Origin of the sequence: Rhodococcus sp. ARC_M6 (assembly GCF_022810305.1) — a bacterium.
Lineage (GTDB): Bacteria > Actinomycetota > Actinomycetes > Mycobacteriales > Mycobacteriaceae > Rhodococcus_F.
The window spans coordinates 394,783-409,442 of record NZ_JALGQH010000001.1; the positions used below are offsets into that span (position 1 = coordinate 394,783).

Genomic DNA, 14,660 nt, shown 5'->3' on the forward strand with positions numbered 1-14,660 from the left:
ACGCTCACCAAGCGAAAAGACTCGCGGTCAGGTTCGAGGTCAAGCACTCGAACCGGGCGGCCGCAGAACGAAAGGTAGAACACTATGGCTCGTGCAGTAGGTATCGACCTCGGTACAACCAACTCGGTAGTTTCGGTGCTGGAGGGTGGCGAGCCCGTAGTGGTCGCCAACTCTGAAGGCTCACGCACCACGCCGTCTGTTGTCGCATTCGCAAAGAACGGCGAGGTCCTCGTCGGTCAGCCTGCGAAGAACCAGGCGGTCACCAACGTCGATCGCACCCTCCGCTCCGTCAAGCGCCATATCGGTACTGACTGGAACGTGGAAATCGACGGCAAGAAGTACACGCCGCAGGAAATCAGCGCTCGCACGCTCATGAAGCTCAAGCGTGACGCAGAGGCTTACCTCGGCGAGGAAATCACGGATGCCGTGATCACCGTCCCCGCATACTTCGAAGACGCACAGCGTCAGGCCACCAAGGAAGCCGGCCAGATCGCCGGCCTCAACGTCCTCCGTATCGTCAACGAGCCCACCGCGGCTGCACTGGCCTACGGCCTGGACAAGGGTGACACCGAGCAGACCATTCTGGTCTTCGACCTCGGCGGCGGCACCTTCGACGTCTCCCTGCTGGAAATCGGCGACGGCGTCGTCGAGGTCCGTGCAACGTCCGGTGACAACCACCTCGGTGGCGACGACTGGGACGAGCGCATCGTTTCCTGGCTCGTCGACAAGTTCAAGGCTCAGAACGGCATCGATCTGACCAAGGACAAGATGGCGCTCCAGCGTCTGCGTGAGGCTGCGGAGAAGGCGAAGATCGAGCTCTCCAGCTCGCAGAGCACCTCCATCAACCTCCCGTACATCACGGTCGACGCGGACAAGAACCCGCTCTTCCTCGATGAGCAGCTCACGCGCAGCGAGTTCCAGAAGATCACCTCTGATCTGCTGGATCGCACCCGCGCACCGTTCCAGGCAGTGGTCAAGGACAGCGGCATCGCAGTCAAGGACATCGACCACGTCGTGCTCGTCGGTGGCTCCACTCGTATGCCGGCAGTCTCCGACCTGGTTCGTGAGATGACCGGTGGCCGTGAGCCCAACAAGGGCGTCAACCCGGACGAGGTTGTGGCCGTTGGCGCCGCACTGCAGGCCGGCGTGCTCAAGGGTGAGGTCAAGGACGTTCTGCTCCTCGACGTCACACCGCTCTCGCTCGGTATCGAGACCAAGGGCGGCGTGATGACCAAGCTCATCGAGCGCAACACCACCATCCCGACCAAGCGCAGCGAAACCTTCACCACGGCTGACGACAACCAGCCTTCGGTGCAGATTCAGGTGTTCCAGGGTGAGCGCGAGATCGCTTCGCACAACAAGCTTCTCGGCTCCTTCGAGCTCACCGATCTGCCGCCGGCACCGCGTGGCGTCCCGCAGATCGAGGTCACGTTCGATATCGATGCCAACGGCATCGTGCATGTGACCGCGAAGGACAAGGGCACCGGCAAGGAAAACACGATCAAGATCCAGGACGGCTCCGGTCTGTCCAAGGAAGACATCGAGCGCATGGTCAAGGACGCCGAGGTTCACGCCGAGGAAGACAAGGCCCGTCGCGAAGAGGCAGAGGTCCGCAACCAGGCCGAGTCGCTCGTTCACCAGACGGAGAAGTTCGTCAAGGAACAGCGTGACGGCGAAAACGCAGGCAAGGTCTCCGAGGAGATCCTGACCAAGGTCGAGGCAGCGATCAAGGACGTCAACGACGCCCTGGCCGGCGCCGACATCTCGGCAGTGAAGACTGCTGTGGAGAAGCTGGGCACCGAGTCACAGGCTCTGGGCCAGGCAATCTACGAGTCTTCCGCTGCCAACGAGGCCGGAAACGCTGACGGCGCAGGCAATGACGACGATGTCGTCGACGCCGAGGTCGTGGACGAGCCCACAGACTCGGACAAGAAGTGACTTCGGACAACACCGAGAACAACCCGGTCGACCCCGAGACCGGTGCACAGGGAGAGGTGGCCGGCGAAGGCCGGCCGCCGCTCGACTCGGAAGACACAGGGGTAGTGCAGGAAGCGGAGGTCATAGTGGAAGAAGCTTCTGCTGCTGATCAATTGGCTGAGCGCACTGCTGATCTGCAGCGGCTGCAGGCGGAGTACACCAACTACCGTCGTCGCGTCGACCGCGACAAGCAGGCCAACATCGAGACCGCGAAGGCATCCGTCGTGGGTGCGCTCGTCCCGATCCTCGACGATCTGGATCGCGCTCGCTCACACGGAGACCTCGTCGAGGGACCGTTGCGGGCCGTCGCAGACAAGCTCAACGACACCCTCACCGGTCTGGGTTTGACCGTGTTCGGTGTCGAGGGTGACGCTTTTGATCCGGAATTGCACGAAGCCGTGCAACATGAAGGTGAAGGATCGGACCCGGTCTTGAGTGTGGTCATGCGTAAGGGCTACAAGTTCGGTGACCGCGTCCTGCGCCACGCGATGGTAGGCGTTGCAGATCGAGTGGGCGAGCAGCCCGCCGACGGCAGTGCCGCAGGCGCAGAAGAAGAATCAAAGTAACAGCGAGAGGAGGAGACGCCCAGTGAGTCAACGGGAGTGGATCGAGAAGGACTTCTACAAGGAGCTGGGCGTCTCGTCCACCGCTTCGGCCGACGAGATCAAGAAGGCATATCGCAAGCTGGCCCGGGATCTGCATCCCGACGCCAACCCTGACGATCCGAAGGCCGAAGAGCGCTTCAAGGCAGTCAGTGAAGCGAACACCATTCTGTCGGATCCGGAGAAGCGCAAGGAATACGACGAAGCTCGAAGGCTCTTTGCCAGTGGTGGTTTCGGCCCCCGTGGGCAAGGCGGCGGTGGATTCAACTCCGGCGGCGGCGGCTTCGACGTCAGTGACCTGTTCGGCGGCGGCGCAGGTGGGCAGGATTCGGGTCTCGGCGACATCTTCGGCGGACTGTTCAATCGTGGCGGTCAGCGAACCGCTTCGCCGAACCGTCCACGCCGGGGCAAGGACCTCGAAACCGAAACCACCCTCGGGTTCCGCGAAGCGGCACTCGGCGAAACGGTTCCACTGAGGATTACCAGCCCCGCATCATGCATAACCTGCCACGGTAGCGGCGCAAAGCCGGGCACCAGTCCGCGAGTATGCCCGCACTGCAACGGAACCGGTGTCATCAACCGCAACCAGGGCGCTTTCGGATTCAGTGAGCCGTGCGACGACTGTCGGGGTACCGGGTCGATCATCGACTCGCCGTGCGACGACTGCCATGGCAGTGGTGTCACCAACCGCACTCGTACCATCACGGTGCGTGTCCCGGCCGGTGTCAGCGACGGGTCGAAGATCAGGCTCAAGGGCAAGGGTGAAGCGGGACTCCGCGGCGCCCCGGCCGGCGACCTCTTTGTCAACATCCGGGTACGTCCCGACTCGGTATTCGGCCGTAACGGCGACGACCTGACTGTGACGGTTCCGGTGAGCTACGGCGAACTGGTTCTCGGTACTACTCTCTCGGTGCCGACCTTGGAAGGCCGTGTCGGAGTCAAGATTCCGGCCGGAACGGTCGACGGACGCGTCCTGCGAGTACGGGGACGGGGTATTCCGAAGCGGCCCGAGGGCGCCGGCGATCTACTGGTCACGGTGAAGGTGTCGGTTCCGCAGAAGCTTGACGATGCCGCGATCGAAGCGCTCGAGACTTATCTCGAAGCAGAGAAGGCGAGCGGATTTGATCCACGGGCCGGGTGGGCCGGTGTGTGATGACCGAACGCCCGAAGAATCAACGAGACGTATCGCTCGATCCTGACGCTCAGATTTTCGTGATTTCGGTGGCAGCCGAACTGGCGGGCATGCATGCGCAGACTCTGCGCAACTACGACCGCCTCGGTTTGGTGACGCCGCATCGCACTACCGGTGGCGGACGCCGTTACTCGCCGCGAGATGTTGCACTTCTCCGTGAGGTGCAGCGACTTTCTCAGGACGAGGGCGTCAATCTCGCCGGTATCAAGCGGATCATCGAACTGACGAATCAGGTTGAGGCACTTCAGCATCGAGTACGAGAACTGGCAGAAGAGATAGCCAAGGTTCATGCCGGCTATCGCCGTGAACTCGTCCCGATCCCACGCAACAATGCGCTGGTGGTGTGGAAGCCTCGCAATCAGCGGTAACGCTTCAACGTACAACGGTCCGGTGCCCTTTCGAATCTTGTGATTCGAAAGGGCACCGGACCGTCTTTGTATGCCAGGCGTTCTAGCCGTGGGAGATGCCGTTGATGAAGGCGAGCGATCCGCTGGCAATCAGTGCCGGTATCGCGGTAAACGATCCGAACGACGTCTCCAGGACGGGAGTATCGCTACCCGTCTGCAGAAACTCCACGTAAACGCTGACAACATTGCCAATTCCGGCAATGAGCTTTGAAATCATGTCGATCGAACCCATTGGGCGCTCTCTTTTCACATCGAAGAAGACGGACTGGCTGGTTTGTCGCAATCGGATTGCCGGCTGTTACGCGATGCCGTGATGAATGCGTTGCGCTACGAGTATCTTCACCGAAAATTGGGGCGGTAGTGCGCTTTTGCGGCACATGTTCCATGTAGTGGACGGCGATATTTCGGCACTCCTGATTTGTACTTATCGTCCTGTTTAGCGCCTGCCGGTTGCCCGTTTGACGTTAGCCAGATCACACAATATGCTCCAAACCTAGCAACCGCTTGATTGATCTTCGAGCGCTTGCTTGGTTTGTCGATACAAAAATCCGGTATCTCTACCGGTCAACCATTCTCGCGTCAGGTATTTGCCTGACGTTCGGTGTATACGTGTGTTCTAGGAGTACTGACATGAATCGTCGGCCCATTCTGCTTGCAGCAGTAGCAGTCACGGCTCTGGCCCTCACCGGTTGTAGCGGCAGTACCGACTCCGAAGCCGGAGCGGACTCGCCCTATCGAGTGCTGCTTACCGGTGGTCTCAGCGCGCAGGGCGCCCTCGCTGCAAACTCGCAGACGGCGTCGCTTGCAACCAAAGCCGGTGTCCAGGTGCAGAACGCGGCCGGTGGTATCGGTGGACGTCAGATCGAACTGACAACGGTCGAGGATGCGGGCGACGCGACTATCGCCGTCACCAAGTTGCGCGAAGCCATCAACTCCGGCAAGAAGCCTGATCTCTACCTCAACTCGGGTCCGTCCTCCATCGCTGCTGCTGTTCTGCCGATTCTCAAGCAGAACAACATCTTGTCGATGAGCTTGTCACCCGCTCCGGATTCGACTGATCCGGCTAAGTTCCCGCTCAACTTCGACTTGGCGCCCGGGGCGACGGATACTGCACGCGGCATTTCCGAATACGCAAAGTCCAAGGGCTACAGCAACGTCGGAGTTCTGCACGGCAGCACGGCGTACGGTGAGCTGTTCGGTGCCCAGATGACCAAGGAACTCGAAAAGGTCGGTGTCAAGGCAGCCGGAAACGAGGAGTACGACGCCGCCGCACTGGATATGACGGCACAGTTGCAGGCGCTCAAGAACTCGGGCGCCAACGCTATTGCCCTGGACGCCTATGGTGCGCCTCTCGGGTACGTGCTCCAGAGTCTCGAACGTCTCGGCTGGGACGTGCCGCTGATCGGAAACACCTCGGTATCTGCGACCAACCTGATCGCCAATGAACCGCCGGCCGGTGTTCTCGGCACGCCGCAGGTCAAAAACCTTGTGACGCAGGTATTCACGAGCACCGTTTTCGATCCGAACAACGACCTCGTCAACACGATGGTGAACACGATGGCCTCGCTGGGTTCGATCCCGTCGACGCTGATTCTCGCGGACAACTACGACGCCTTCCCCTTGGTTGCGGCGGCTGCCGAAAAGGTCGGTAGCTCAACAGATCCGAAGAAGTTGGCCGAAGCGCTCGAGACCCCCGAGGTTCAGGAGAACGCGAAGACCGCATTCCTCTCGCGTTACAACTTCACCGCGGACAGCCATGGCCCGAACCCGAACACCAGTGAGCTGAAGTTCATCAGCCCGACGAAGATCCTCAACGGCCAGTTCGGAAACCCGGCCGCCTCATGACCATTCTGTGGTCCGGTCTGGCACTCGGCGCGGTCTACGTGCTGGTCGCCATCGGGTACAACATAGTTTTCGTTTCTTCCAACACCTTCAACTTCGCTCAAGCTCAGCTGATGATGGTGGGCACGTTTGTTGCCTACACCGGTTTGGTCACCCTGAAACTGCCGGTTCTCGTGGTGGCGGTGATGGCAACCGTCACGGTGATGCTGCTGGCCTCGATCGAGGAGATCGTTGCCATCAGGCCGGTGGCCGATCATCAAAATCAGTTGGTCACCACAATGGGCGTGGCGACGCTCCTCAACGGTGCAACTCAGTTGATCTGGGGCAGTGAGCCACTGACCGTTCCGTTCTTCGGGTCGAACGATCCGATCACGCTGCTCGGTGGACGTGCATACCCGGTCGAGATAGCCCTGCTGGTTACCGCGATCGCGCTGGTCATCGGTTTGAGCTACGTATCGAAGAAGACCATGACCGGCTTGGCATTGATCGGTATTTCCGAGGATCGCGAAGCGGCGATGCTCCGTGGTGTCAATGTCCGTCGACTCGCGTTGGGTGCCTTCGCGTTCTCCGGTGCTCTGGCCGGTGTTCTAGGACTCTTTGTGGGGCCCAAGACATTTGCCGTCGCAACGCTGGGTGCCGCATTGGCGCTCAAGGGTTTCGTTGCCTTGGCGATCGGCGGATTCGGTTCTCTCCCCGGTGCTTTGATCGGCGGACTCACGGTCGGTCTCGTCGAGTCGTTCACCGCGCTTTACCTCGGAAGTCAGTACAGCAACATTGCCGTATTCACGGTCCTGATCATCGTTCTGATGGTCAAACCTGCCGGACTGTTCGGCAACGTACGAGAACGGGTGGTGTGACATGGTGACACTGTGGCGGAACTTCCGTTCCCTTCCGAGTTGGATCATCCCGCTGGTACTCGGTGTGGTGATCATGTTGCTGCCGACTCTCGGACTCGACCTGTCCACGTCCCGTCAGATTCAGTTGGCCTGCATCCTGGCGCTGGTCGTCAGCGGCCTGAACCTCAGCCTCGGATTTGCCGGCGAACTGGCACTCGGCCAGGCTGCGATGTACGCAGCCGGCGCCTACACGGCGGGCTTGATGTCGCAGGCCGGTCACACCGATATCGTGTTGCAGCTTGCTGCTTCGGGTGCGGTGGCACTGGCAGTCGGCATCCTCACCGGCGTTCCCGGTCTGCGACTGGGCAACTGGTCATTGGCAATGACGTCGTTCTTCCTGGTGCTGCTCGTGCCGGACGTGCTGGCAATTTTCGGCGGCAAGACCGGTGGGCGTAACGGCCTGACCGGAATGGAACCGCCGACGCTGTTCGGATCCGAACTCGACACTGCGCAGTACTACATCGTTGTTGTCGTCGTGACCATCCTCTGGTTCGTCGTTATGCGGAACCTGGTGGTGTCGCGCCACGGAATCGCGTTCCGCACGCTCAAGCAGTCGCCGGTTCTGGCGTCGTCGCAGGGTGTTTCGGTGTTCCGGATGAAGCTGTTGGGGTACGCGATCGGTGCGTTCCCGGCCGGTCTCGCGGGTGCGTTGTTCGCAAACACCGACCTCTTCATCTCGCCGGAAGCCTTCGGGTTCACCTTTGCCACAGCAGTTCTGGCTGCTTCGATCCTGGGCGGTGCTGCGAGTGTCTACGGCGCGGTGGTCGGTGCTGCGATTATGCAGCTCGGACCCAATCAGTCGACGGCGTTTCAGGAGTATTCGCTGATCTTCTACGGCGGTTTCCTCATCGTGGGTGGCGTTCTACTCTCGGGCGGTTTGACCAAGGTCGGTCGAACGTTAGTGGCCAAGCTTGATCGTAAAGCGGGGCTCGGTGTTGTCATCGCGAAGGAAAAGGGAGGGTCCACACCAGAACTCGCGCCGATCAAGGGTGCGACCCTCGTCGTGGACAATGTGTCCAAGGCATTCGGCGGAAACCAGGCTCTGAACGCGGCAACTCTGACGGCGGAAGCCGGCAAGGTTACCGCGCTGATCGGACCCAACGGTTCGGGCAAGACAACGATGCTCAACATGATCTGCGGGTTCTATACCGCCGATACCGGAGTCATCCGGATCGGTGACACCGTTGTGTCGCAATCGTCTCCGCACAAGGTGGCGCGAGTGGGTGTGGCGCGTACCTTCCAGACTCCGACGATTCCCGAGAACATCACGGTTCTGGAAGCTGTTGCATCAGGCCGATATTCGGTCCACCGGGCATCGATGGCCTCGGCTGTTCTACGGCTGCCCAGCTTCCGCAAGGTAGCGAAGGCAGACATCGTCGAGGCCGAGCGAGTTCTCGAACTGGTCGGAATGTCGCACCTGCGCAACGAAATTGCGACGTCTCTGCCCCTGGGTATGCGTCGTATGCTCGAAGTTGCGCGAGCGATCGTCGCCGAACCCCGAGTGGTCCTCTTCGACGAGGTGGCATCGGGACTGGACGAGGACGAACTCGAACGTCTTGCCGATCTCATCAGAGTTCTCCGTGACGCCGGCGCAACAGTGGTGTTGGTAGAGCACAACTTCCGGCTTGTTCTCTCTTTGGCGGACGAGATTGTGGTTCTGGCTCAAGGTCAGGTCATTGCCACCGGTGATGCTGCGACGATCGAGCGTCATCCCCGCGTTCTGAGTGAGTATCTCGGCGTGAAGGCCGGCGACGAGGATATTCTCCTCGGCGATATCGGTGTGGCAGAGATCAGTGAGGTGAAGTGATGGAACCGATTCTCAAGGTCCGGAATCTGCAAACCGGATACGGTGATCTCCGGGTCGTCTGGGACGTGTCCTTCGACGTATATCCGGGGCAGGTCACCGCACTGCTCGGCCGCAACGGCGCCGGTAAGACCAGTACCTTGCGTGCACTGTCCGGGCTCAACAAGGTGGCGTCTGGAACCGTCGAGATGGACGGAGCTGACATCACCGGCATACCGCCACATAAGCGGGTGCGTCAGGGAATGGCGTATGTCCAGGAAGGGAAGCGGGTCTTCCACAAGCAGACCGTCGAACAGAATCTCCTGCTCGGTGGGTACACCCGCAAGGTCAAACGCGCGGAACTCATGGAGTCGGTGGAGTCCATGTACGAGATGTTCCCGATCCTGGGGGAGAAGCGCGCTCTGCCGGCCGGTTCCATGTCCGGTGGCCAGCAGCAGATGCTGGCGATCGGTGCAGCCCTGATGGCGCAGCCACGACTCCTCCTGTTGGACGAGCCTTCGGGCGGTCTGGCTCCCGTGATCGTCGGCGAGGTGATGGATCGTGTGCAGCAACTCAAGGAGACGGGGCTCGCTGTTCTGCTGGTGGAACAGGCCGTCGAGGCAGCGATGAGCGTCGCCGATCACGTGACGGTTCTCGACATCGGCAAGGTGGTTCTGGACGCCGACGCCAAAGATATCGACGATCTCGCAGTGCTCAAGGACGCGTACTTCGGCCGAGTCTGACCCGTTTCTACCAGGCGCGCTGCAACTTCCACGGCCCGGCATCCAATCGGATGTCGGGCCGTGGGCCGTAGCGATGCAAGTTTCAGTTGGCAGTGAAGACGTCGTACGACGCGTTCATCGTCGGATAACCGGTGGACAGGTAGTTCGTGAGGATGACGTGGGTGGGGTCGCCGATGATGCGGGTTCCGTCGAGGGTTGGGCGGCCGGCGTAGTTGTTGGCAGCCATGACGGTTTGTACTCCGTTGGCCACGTTGTAGGTGACGTCGACGCCGATGCCCCGAGGATCGCTGCTGTACGCGGTCACAATTTCGGTGGTGTGCGGCGCGAGGTACGAACGGGGGCCGTTGATCCACTCGCCGTAGGGGTTGGATGCGCTGTCCAGGAGCATGGGATTGTCGGTGTTATTGGTGATCGTCATGGCGGCGGTGGGGCCGTCGGTGGGCATGGTGCCGGCGTTGGCAATGGTTGCGGTTCCGAGTGCGGAACCGCCGACTGCGAAGGCGATTGCGGTGATTGCTGCAATGCGAGTGGAGTTGGTACGCATGACGGTTGCTCCTGAGGGTGTCGGAAAAGACGTTGTTTGTGGGAAAGTGAGCAATGCGAGAAGGCTCAAAACTGCAAGCCTGCAAGGTTTCGGTGGTGGTCGGTGACGACCACCCGCTGTTTCGTGAGGGCGTTGTCCGGGCCCTCTCCGGGAGCGAGAGCATCGACGTCGTCGGTGAGGCCGACGACGGTGCGGCGTCGCTGGCATTGATCCGGGAACTGAAGCCTCAGGTAGCGCTACTTGATTTCCGAATGCCGATTCTCGACGGAACTCAGGTTGCTGCGGCCGTGACTCGGGACGAACTCCCGACCCGCGTGTTGCTACTGAGTGCTCACGACGAGGCGTCGGTTGTCTATCAAGCATTGCAGGCGGGGGCTTGCGGGTTTCTGCCCAAGGAATCTACTCGGGCGGAGATTGTGAGCGCGGTACTCGATTGCGCTGCGGGTCGAGATGTCTTGCCGCCCAGTGTGGCTGCGAGTTTAGTGGGGGAGGTGCGTCGGCGAAGCGAACCTTCGGGGCCGACGCTCAGTGCCAGAGAACGCGAGGTGCTGGGGTTGATCGCCCAGGGTGCCAGCATCCCGGCAATTGCAGGGCAGTTGTTCCTCGCGCCGTCCACTGTCAAAACCCACGTGCAGCGCCTCTACGAGAAACTCGGAGTCAACGATCGCGGCGCTGCCGTCGCTGCCGCGATGCGGCAGGGCCTGCTGGAGTGATCGGGAGTCAGGCGAGCACGTAGGCCACGTTCAGGCTCGGATACCCCGACGTCATGGTGGTGGAGACACGGTGTGGCAGCGATGCGGAAGTGCCGAGTGTGCCGGCATCCTCACGTGAGTTGGCGGAAGCGAAGACAAACTCGGCGCCGTCTTGTGCTCGGTAGGTCAGAACGATCGGGAACTCGCAGTGTCCGGTACTGGTGGCTACGACGTGGACGTTCATGTTCGGCAGAATGTAATCGGCAGGCGGTACGATCCAACGCCCGTTCGGGTTGGATTCCTTGACCAGATACAGTGCCCCACCGCTCGAGTTCGAGATCAGGACGGTGGTGACCGCTGTGGTGGTGTCTGAAGTGGCTGTGTTGTTTCGAAGTATGTTGGTGCTCATCATGTTTGCTCCCAAATATCTCGGTTGTGTCGGTCTCGGTGACCGGCGTTTTCGGTGATGACACAACTATGGTCGTTATTTGCCCGGAGGTCTGTCCGCTGACCGGACCGAGTGTGGGATGAGAGGGTTGTCCCCCGATCGGGGGACACGGCAGATATTGTCCATCCAGCGGGAGGGTCTGTTCCGGATGCTGTGCGCAGAATCGTAGCGTGGCAACCATGACCGATCCTGATTTCTCCACCGCACCACTCGACGTCGTAGTCATCGGCGCCGGGGTAGCCGGTTTGTATGCGATGCACCGACTCCGTGCCCAGGGGTTGAGCGTCCACGGCTTCGAAGCGGGATCCGGCGTCGGCGGAACCTGGTACTTCAATCGTTATCCGGGCGCCCGTTGCGACGTCGAGAGTTTCGACTACTCCTACTCCTTTTCCGAAGAGCTTCAACAGCATTGGGACTGGAGTGAGAAGTACGCCGCGCAACCGGAGATTCTTGCCTACCTCGATCACGTAGCGGAGCGATTCGATCTGCGGAGCGGCTTCACTTTCGATACTCGGGTAGAGAGTGCACATTTCGACGAGGAGTCGGCGCGCTGGCGCGTACGAACCGACAGCGGCCTGGACGTCTCCGCGCGATTCGTGGTGTGCGCCACGGGCAGTCTGTCGACGGCGAACATGCCGAACATCGAGGGCCGGGAATCCTTTGCCGGCGAAGTCTTTCATACCGGCTTCTGGCCGCACGAGGGCGTCGACTTCACCGGAAAGCGAGTGGGCGTTATCGGAACCGGATCTTCGGGAATTCAGTCGGTACCACTGATAGCCGAGCAGGCCGAGCAACTCTTTGTCTTCCAGCGATCAGCGAATTACAGTGTGCCCGCCCGAAACACGCCGCTCGACGACGCCCGGCGCGTCGAGATCAAGGCGGGCTACGCCGAGCGTCGCGCGCTCAGCAAACGCAGCGGCGGCGGTTCACCGTTCATCTCCGACCCCCGAAGTGCATTGGAGGTAGCGGAAGCCGAGAGGACTGCGGCCTACGAGGAACGGTGGAAGCTCGGCGGAGTGCTCTTCGCGAAGACGTTTGCCGACCAGACCAGCCGTCTTGAAGCCAACGAAACGGCACGTCAGTTCGCCGAGGCGAAGATCCGTTCGGTGGTGGAGGATCAGTCCGTCGCTGATCTCCTGATCCCGAACGACCACCCCATCGGCACCAAGCGCATCGTCACGGACACGAACTACTACCAAAGCTACAACCGAGACAACGTCAGCCTGGTGAACCTGAAGAAGGCGCCGATCGAGGAGATCGACGCCACCGGAATCCGAACCGCAGATGCCCATTACGAGCTTGACGCTCTGGTATTCGCCACGGGGTTCGACGCAATGACCGGCGCGCTCGATCGCATCGATATTCGCGGACGCGGCTCAGAATCCTTGCGGGAGAACTGGAATGCCGGTCCGAGAACCTATCTCGGGTTGGGGATCAACGGTTTCCCGAATCTCTTCATCGTGACTGGGCCGGGAAGTCCCAGCGTTCTGTCGAACATGATTCTGGCGGCGGAACAACACGTGGATTGGATTGCGGACGCCATTGCCTACCTCGACGCGAACGAACTGACCACTATCGAACCCAGCGCCGAGGCTGTCGAAGGTTGGCTCGAAGAATGCTCGCGCCGAGCGTCGGCAACTCTGTTTCCCTCGGCCAACTCTTGGTATATGGGCGCCAACATTCCCGGAAAACCCAGGATCTTTATGCCCTTCATCGGCGGATTCGGCGTTTACAGCGATATTTGTGCGGACGTAGCGTCGGCCGGATATCGAGGATTCGAGACAACCAGCGCGGTTCGAGCATGAGGCGACTCGACGGTCAGCGCGTCCTGGTGACGGGCGCGGCCGGCGGAATGGGCCGTGCGCACTGCATCAGGTTGGCTCAGGAGGGCGCGTCGGTGATTGCACTCGACGTGGCCGAAGCTGCCGATGCGCTCGAGGAGACTGCGCAGGGTGTCCGGGAACTCGGCGTCGTCGCGGTTACCGGCAGCGCGGACATCAGGGATTTCGATACTCTCGCCGCGGTGGTGGCGGACTGTGTGAAGGCGGTCGGCGGACTCGACGTCGTCGTCGCCAATGCCGGCGTCTACGACACACCCGGGCCCGCCTGGACGATTGATCCGGCGATCTGGAATCGTTCGCTCGACGTCAACCTCACCGGAGCCTGGCACACGGTCAAGGCATGTGTTCCACATTTCCGCGATGGCGGATCGGTGATTCTCGTGAGTTCTACTGCCGGAATCAAAGGTATTGCGGGAGCGGGACATTACAGTGCCGCGAAGCATGCTGTGGTCGGCTTGTCGCGGACCTTGGCCAATGAATTGGGGGCGCAGAATATTCGCGTTAACTCGGTACATCCCGGATCGGTGCGGACTCCGATGATTATCAACGAGAAGGTCTTCGCGAACCTGTGCCCGGGCATCGAGAACCCCACTGAAGCCGATGCGGCCGCAGTGCTCAGTTCACGGAACCTCCTTCCGATCCCGTGGGTGGATCCAGTGGATGTGAGCAATGCCGTCCTGTTCCTCGCATCATCCGAATCCCGATACATGACCGGTTGCCAATTGGTGATCGACGCCGGCCTGACCCAGAAGGTGTGAACTGATGAGACTGGAAGGAAAGATCGCGCTGGTTACCGGTGCCGCTCGGGGAATCGGACGGGCCCAGGCTGTGCGATTCGCCGAGGAGGGCGCGGACATCATCGCCGTGGATGTCTGCGGCGCCGTCGAGACGACGGTGACACCGCCGTCTACTTTCGACGACCTGACCGAGACCGCATCCCTGGTTCGGGCACAAGGGCGCCGAATCGAAACGGCCGTCGTGGACGTCCGCGATCTGGAAGCGCTTCGTAGTGCCGTTGATTCAGCGGTGAGTTCACTCGGTGGTCTCGATATCGTCTGTGCCACCGCTGGAATCACTTCATCCGACGCATCCATGACGATGTCGGAATCAATGTGGCAGACCATGCTCGACGTCAACCTGACTGGCGTTTGGCACACGTGTTCTGTTGCGGCGCCTCACTTGATCGAACGCGGCGGCGGAGCTATGACGTTGACCAGTTCCATTGCCGGACTACGCGGACTCGTCGGAGTTGCGCACTACACCGCCGCCAAACACGGCGTCGTGGGTCTGATGCGTTCACTGGCAAAAGAACTGGCGCCGTACAACGTTCGAGTAAACACCGTGCATCCCACGAATGTAGACACACCGATGATTCAGAACCAGATGGTACGAGGTAAGTTCCGCCCAGACCTCGAAAACCCGACGCGGGAAGAGTTTGCCGCTGCCGCGATGACCATGAACATGCTGCCCATTCCCTGGATCGAACCTGTGGATGTCGCCAACGCGACGCTTTTCCTCTCGTCCGACGAGGCCCGCTACATCACGTCCGTCGCCTTGCCCGTAGACGCGGGGAGTTCGTCTCGTTGAGCATCTGAGGGTGCAACCCTCGAGTGGCGACATGATGAACTGACGGCCCAAAATTGCCCTTGACTCGAATGGATGTTCGAGTACAATTGGGGGCAAGGATGGGGGG

15 protein-coding genes are annotated in these 14,660 nt (G+C 60.8%); 12 read left to right on the forward strand and 3 right to left on the reverse strand.

Going from position 1 to position 14,660, the window contains the following annotated elements; genetic code table 11:
- Positions 1 to 84: 84 nt before the first annotated feature.
- Genes dnaK through MTX36_RS01740 form a run of 4 tightly spaced genes read left to right on the forward strand, consistent with a single transcriptional unit; the run spans position 85 to position 4,139 of the window.
- Positions 85 to 1,938, forward strand: a complete 1,854-nt coding sequence (gene dnaK, locus MTX36_RS01725; RefSeq protein WP_243618030.1) for a molecular chaperone DnaK — start codon at positions 85 to 87, stop codon at positions 1,936 to 1,938.
- A complete protein-coding gene (gene grpE, locus MTX36_RS01730; protein ID WP_243618031.1) occupies positions 1,935 to 2,543 on the forward strand; it encodes a nucleotide exchange factor GrpE in 609 nt (202 codons plus the stop codon). The genes dnaK and grpE overlap by 4 nt, the downstream gene beginning before the upstream one ends.
- A 22-nt stretch (positions 2,544 to 2,565) precedes the next feature.
- Positions 2,566 to 3,732 carry a molecular chaperone DnaJ gene (gene dnaJ / locus MTX36_RS01735; RefSeq protein WP_243618032.1) on the forward strand — a complete coding sequence of 389 codons (1,167 nt, stop codon included), beginning with the start codon at positions 2,566 to 2,568 and terminating at the stop codon, positions 3,730 to 3,732.
- Entirely contained in the window at positions 3,732 to 4,139 is a 408-nt protein-coding gene (locus tag MTX36_RS01740) for a heat shock protein transcriptional repressor HspR (RefSeq protein ID WP_243618033.1), read from the forward strand. Before dnaJ ends, MTX36_RS01740 begins: the two co-directional genes overlap by 1 nt.
- An 82-nt stretch (positions 4,140 to 4,221) precedes the next feature.
- Here the strand turns inward: MTX36_RS01740 and MTX36_RS01745 are convergent, their stop codons facing one another.
- Positions 4,222 to 4,410 carry a hypothetical protein gene (locus MTX36_RS01745; RefSeq protein ID WP_243618034.1) on the reverse strand — a complete coding sequence of 63 codons (189 nt, stop codon included), beginning with the start codon at positions 4,408 to 4,410 and terminating at the stop codon, positions 4,222 to 4,224.
- Positions 4,411 to 4,808: 398 nt separating this feature from the next.
- Between MTX36_RS01745 and MTX36_RS01750 the strand changes: the two genes are divergently transcribed.
- The 4 genes from MTX36_RS01750 to MTX36_RS01765 are packed head-to-tail and all read left to right on the forward strand — an operon-like array spanning position 4,809 to position 9,442.
- Complete coding sequence (locus MTX36_RS01750) at positions 4,809 to 6,023, forward strand: ABC transporter substrate-binding protein (protein ID WP_243618035.1); 1,215 nt, start codon at positions 4,809 to 4,811, stop codon at positions 6,021 to 6,023.
- On the forward strand, positions 6,020 to 6,877 hold the full coding sequence (locus MTX36_RS01755; RefSeq protein WP_094274468.1) for a branched-chain amino acid ABC transporter permease: 858 nt from the start codon (positions 6,020 to 6,022) through the stop codon (positions 6,875 to 6,877). Before MTX36_RS01750 ends, MTX36_RS01755 begins: the two co-directional genes overlap by 4 nt.
- 1 nt (position 6,878) lies before the next feature.
- The gene (locus tag MTX36_RS01760; protein WP_243618036.1) at positions 6,879 to 8,723 is read left to right on the forward strand and encodes an ATP-binding cassette domain-containing protein; all 1,845 of its coding nucleotides are present in this window, start codon (positions 6,879 to 6,881) and stop codon (positions 8,721 to 8,723) included.
- A complete protein-coding gene (locus MTX36_RS01765) occupies positions 8,723 to 9,442 on the forward strand; it encodes an ABC transporter ATP-binding protein (protein WP_094274466.1) in 720 nt (239 codons plus the stop codon). Before MTX36_RS01760 ends, MTX36_RS01765 begins: the two co-directional genes overlap by 1 nt.
- Positions 9,443 to 9,524: 82 nt before the next feature.
- On the opposite strand, the gene MTX36_RS01770 is transcribed toward MTX36_RS01765, so the two are convergent.
- Positions 9,525 to 9,986 (reverse strand): hypothetical protein, encoded by a 462-nt coding sequence (locus MTX36_RS01770; protein ID WP_243618037.1) that lies wholly within the window; start codon positions 9,984 to 9,986, stop codon positions 9,525 to 9,527.
- 53 nt (positions 9,987 to 10,039) lie between these two features.
- On the opposite strand from MTX36_RS01770, the gene MTX36_RS01775 reads away from it, so the two are divergent.
- Positions 10,040 to 10,699, forward strand: coding sequence for a response regulator transcription factor (locus MTX36_RS01775; RefSeq protein ID WP_243618038.1), 660 nt, complete (start codon positions 10,040 to 10,042; stop codon positions 10,697 to 10,699).
- A 7-nt stretch (positions 10,700 to 10,706) separates the two neighbouring features.
- On the opposite strand, the gene MTX36_RS01780 is transcribed toward MTX36_RS01775, so the two are convergent.
- Positions 10,707 to 11,090 (reverse strand): hypothetical protein, encoded by a 384-nt coding sequence (locus MTX36_RS01780; protein ID WP_243618039.1) that lies wholly within the window; start codon positions 11,088 to 11,090, stop codon positions 10,707 to 10,709.
- Between the two features lie 215 nt (positions 11,091 to 11,305).
- Between MTX36_RS01780 and MTX36_RS01785 the strand changes: the two genes are divergently transcribed.
- The 3 genes from MTX36_RS01785 to MTX36_RS01795 are packed head-to-tail and all read left to right on the forward strand — an operon-like array spanning position 11,306 to position 14,554.
- Complete coding sequence (locus MTX36_RS01785) at positions 11,306 to 12,931, forward strand: NAD(P)/FAD-dependent oxidoreductase (RefSeq protein WP_243618040.1); 1,626 nt, start codon at positions 11,306 to 11,308, stop codon at positions 12,929 to 12,931.
- A complete protein-coding gene (locus MTX36_RS01790; protein ID WP_243618041.1) occupies positions 12,928 to 13,725 on the forward strand; it encodes a mycofactocin-coupled SDR family oxidoreductase in 798 nt (265 codons plus the stop codon). Before MTX36_RS01785 ends, MTX36_RS01790 begins: the two co-directional genes overlap by 4 nt.
- A gap of 4 nt (positions 13,726 to 13,729) precedes the next feature.
- Positions 13,730 to 14,554: a mycofactocin-coupled SDR family oxidoreductase gene (locus MTX36_RS01795; RefSeq protein ID WP_243618042.1), complete on the forward strand. Its 825-nt coding sequence runs from the start codon at positions 13,730 to 13,732 to the stop codon at positions 14,552 to 14,554.
- Positions 14,555 to 14,660: the final 106 nt, after the last annotated feature.

Coding starts and splice junctions, on each gene's coding strand:
- dnaK (WP_243618030.1), top strand. CDS start 85: ATGGCTCGTGCAGTAGGTATCGACCTCGGTACAACCAACTCGGTAGTT.
- MTX36_RS01740 (WP_243618033.1), top strand. CDS start 3,732: ATGACCGAACGCCCGAAGAATCAACGAGACGTATCGCTCGATCCTGAC.
- MTX36_RS01745 (WP_243618034.1), bottom strand. CDS start 4,410: ATGGGTTCGATCGACATGATTTCAAAGCTCATTGCCGGAATTGGCAAT.
- MTX36_RS01750 (WP_243618035.1), top strand. CDS start 4,809: ATGAATCGTCGGCCCATTCTGCTTGCAGCAGTAGCAGTCACGGCTCTG.
- MTX36_RS01755 (WP_094274468.1), top strand. CDS start 6,020: ATGACCATTCTGTGGTCCGGTCTGGCACTCGGCGCGGTCTACGTGCTG.
- MTX36_RS01760 (WP_243618036.1), top strand. CDS start 6,879: ATGGTGACACTGTGGCGGAACTTCCGTTCCCTTCCGAGTTGGATCATC.
- MTX36_RS01765 (WP_094274466.1), top strand. CDS start 8,723: ATGGAACCGATTCTCAAGGTCCGGAATCTGCAAACCGGATACGGTGAT.
- MTX36_RS01770 (WP_243618037.1), bottom strand. CDS start 9,986: ATGCGTACCAACTCCACTCGCATTGCAGCAATCACCGCAATCGCCTTC.
- MTX36_RS01775 (WP_243618038.1), top strand. CDS start 10,040: ATGCGAGAAGGCTCAAAACTGCAAGCCTGCAAGGTTTCGGTGGTGGTC.
- MTX36_RS01780 (WP_243618039.1), bottom strand. CDS start 11,090: ATGATGAGCACCAACATACTTCGAAACAACACAGCCACTTCAGACACC.
- MTX36_RS01785 (WP_243618040.1), top strand. CDS start 11,306: ATGACCGATCCTGATTTCTCCACCGCACCACTCGACGTCGTAGTCATC.
- MTX36_RS01790 (WP_243618041.1), top strand. CDS start 12,928: ATGAGGCGACTCGACGGTCAGCGCGTCCTGGTGACGGGCGCGGCCGGC.
- MTX36_RS01795 (WP_243618042.1), top strand. CDS start 13,730: ATGAGACTGGAAGGAAAGATCGCGCTGGTTACCGGTGCCGCTCGGGGA.